The organism is Streptomyces sp. NPDC059080 (genome assembly GCF_042739975.1).
Taxonomy (GTDB): Bacteria; Actinomycetota; Actinomycetes; order Streptomycetales; family Streptomycetaceae; genus Streptomyces; species Streptomyces benahoarensis.
The window spans coordinates 1-2,713 of the sequence record NZ_JBHYGX010000058.1; the positions used below are offsets into that span (position 1 = coordinate 1).

General features: G+C 74.3%; 3 protein-coding genes. 2 read left to right on the forward strand and 1 reads right to left on the reverse strand.

The genetic code is table 11. The features are described 5' to 3' along the window. Positions 1-197 precede the first annotated feature (197 nt). The gene (locus ACFWWQ_RS27945) at positions 198-995 is read left to right on the forward strand and encodes a DNA-binding response regulator (protein ID WP_384601768.1); all 798 of its coding nucleotides are present in this window, start codon (positions 198-200) and stop codon (positions 993-995) included. A 97-nt stretch (positions 996-1,092) separates the two neighbouring features. On the opposite strand, the gene ACFWWQ_RS27950 is transcribed toward ACFWWQ_RS27945, so the two are convergent. Next, complete coding sequence (locus ACFWWQ_RS27950; RefSeq protein WP_384601771.1) at positions 1,093-1,590, reverse strand: MarR family winged helix-turn-helix transcriptional regulator; 498 nt, start codon at positions 1,588-1,590, stop codon at positions 1,093-1,095. 196 nt (positions 1,591-1,786) lie between these two features. Between ACFWWQ_RS27950 and ACFWWQ_RS27955 the strand changes: the two genes are divergently transcribed. Further along, positions 1,787-2,602, forward strand: a complete 816-nt coding sequence (locus ACFWWQ_RS27955; protein WP_384601774.1) for a trans-aconitate 2-methyltransferase — start codon at positions 1,787-1,789, stop codon at positions 2,600-2,602. The last annotated feature ends 111 nt before the right edge of the window (positions 2,603-2,713 follow it).

The window sequence follows — 2,713 nt, forward strand, 5'->3', positions numbered from 1 at the left end:
CCCCGATGTGCAGCCCCTGGTGCGGCACATCGTCACCGAGAACCACCGGGTCCAGGAAGTCATCGCCCGGCTGGACGCCGGGGAGCCGCGCGCCGGGCGGCTACCACGGGGGCCACGGCAGCAGCCGTGCGCATACGGCGATCTTCACCCCGGGTCCGATGCCCGCTAGGGTCCGTTCCCCACGACAGGGGGTCCACGTGCAACGCATCCGGGTACTGGTGGCCGACGGCCACCGCATCTTCGCCGAATCGCTGGCCGCGGCGCTCGCGGCCGAGGCGGACGTCTGTGTGGCGACGGCGGGCGGCGCCCACGCCGCGCTGCACGCCCTCGAACGCGCCGCCGCCGAGGGCCGCCCCGTCGATGTCCTGCTGGCCGATGCCGACCTCACCGCCGCGGCGCCGACGCTCGCCACCGTCCCCGCCCAGCCGTCGCGGGGCCAGGGCGGCGTGGCACGCCCGCCCCGCGACGGCATCGCGCTGGTCTCCGCGGTCCGCGCCACCCACCCGGAAGTGCGCACCGTCGTCCTCGCCGAACGCGACGACCCGCGCCGCGCGGCCGCCGCCCTCCAGGCGGGCGCCCAGGGCTGGGTCGCCAAGGACTGCTCGCTCTCCCGGCTGCTGGCCGTGCTCCGCGGGGTGCTCCGCGAGGAAACGCATCTGCCGCCCGCCCTGCTGACCGGCGTCCTACGGGAGCTGACCGCCGCCCGCCGTCACCGTACGGAGAGCGAACGGCTCGTCGAGACCCTGACGCCCCGCGAACGCGAGGTGCTGCGCTGCATGGTGGCGGGCATGGGCCGCAAGGCCGTCGCCGAACGCCTCTTCCTCTCCCCGCACACCGTCCGCACCCACATGCAGAACGTCCTCGGCAAGCTCGACGTCCACTCCACCCTCGCCGCGGTGGCCCTGGCCCGCCGCGCGGGCATCGGCCCGGCGGAACCCGCGCCCGCGCCGGTGGCGGCCCGGGCGGGGGGCGGCGGTGTGCTTCCCGTGCGCTGAGGGGGCCTGAAAGCTTCACCGCAGCCCGCCCCATACAGGAAGGCTCCCTGAAGACGGCCCACAGCCCGGCCCACAGCCCTCAGGCCCGGCGCCCGCCTTACCCGGGAATATTGTCGAACGGCCCCGTCAACCGCCGGAGCAGGCCGGCGAGTTCGCGGCGCTGTTCGCGGGACAGCTCGGCGAGAATTGTCCGTTCCTGGGTGAGCAGACCGGCCAGCGAGGCGTCGGCCTTGTCCCGGCCAGCAGGGGTCAGCCGGACCAGCACGCCGCGCCGGTCGTTGGGGTCGGGCAGCCGCTCGACGAGGTCCTTCTTGGCGAGCCGGTCGATACGGTTGGTCATCGTGCCGGACGTCACGAGGGTCTGGGTGAGGAGCGCGCCGGGGGAGAGCTGGTACGGCGCCCCGGCGCGGCGCAGCGCGGTGAGAACATCGAACTCCCAGGGCTCCAGCCCCACCTCGGAGAAGGCGAGGCGACGGGCCCGGTCGAGGTGCCTGGCCAGCCTGCTCACGCGGCTGAGGACCTCAAGCGGTTCCACGTCGAGGTCCGGGCGCTCGCGGCGCCATGCTGCGACCAGACGGTCGACCTCGTCCTCCATGACGATCAGTGTAAGGGGTCTGTCGACATGAAGTCTCTTGACGTGTGCCTTCTCGATATCGACTATCTTGACATCGAGATATACTTTTCCGTGCGCCTGGGCACGGTCGGCCTGAACCCGTCGTTCCGGCGATGTGTCCTGAACACGGCCCCCGATCCACCCGGAACTGGCCGTACCAGCAGAGGGGTTACCGCCCATGCCTGACGCACCCATCTGGGACCCGCAGCAGTATCTCCGCCACGCCGCGCACCGCACCCGCCCCTTCCTCGACCTCCTTGCCCGTATACCCGAGCTCCCCGCGTGCGGCCGCCCCGCCCGTATCGCCGACCTCGGCTGCGGCCCCGGCAACGTCACCACCGTGCTCGCCGACCGCTGGCCCGACGCCCACATCACCGGCCTCGACAGCTCCTCCCAGATGCTCGCCGAGGCCGCCACCCTCGCCGGACCCACCCCCGGCGGCGGCCACCTCGACTTCGCCGCCGCCGACGCCACCGACTGGGCCCCCGTCGAGCGCTACGACCTGATCGTCTCCAACGCGGCCCTTCAGTGGGTCCCCAACCACCCCGAGTCCTTCGGCCGCTGGCTCGATGCCCTCACCCCCGGCGGCACCTTCGCCTTCCAGGTCCCCGGCAACTTCACCGCCCCCAGCCACGCCCTGCTGGGCGAGCTGTGCGACGCCCCCCAGTGGCGCGACCGCCTCGCCGGCCACGGCCACCGCTACGTCCACGTCCTCCAGCCCGCCGACTACCTCGACCTCCTCACCGACCTCGGCTGCACCACCGACGTCTGGGAGACCACCTACGTTCAGCTGCTTCAGGGCGAGGACCCCGTCCTCGACTGGGTCAAGGGCACCGCCCTACGCCCCGTCCTCACCGCCCTGGCCGACGACCCGCCCGCCCGCGAGGAGTTCCTCGCCCAGTACCGCGATCTGCTCCGCAAGTCCTACCCGCCGGGCCGCCACGGCACGGCCTTCCCCTTCCGCCGCATCTTCGCGGTGGCCCGGCGGGGGTAGCGGCCGCCCTCCAGGCCCCGGGGGGGGGGGGCGCGGGGCCCGCGCGGGGGGGGGCCCCGGGCCCCGGCGCGCCGGGGGGGGGGGGCTCGCGCGGCCCGCGCGGGGGGGCGC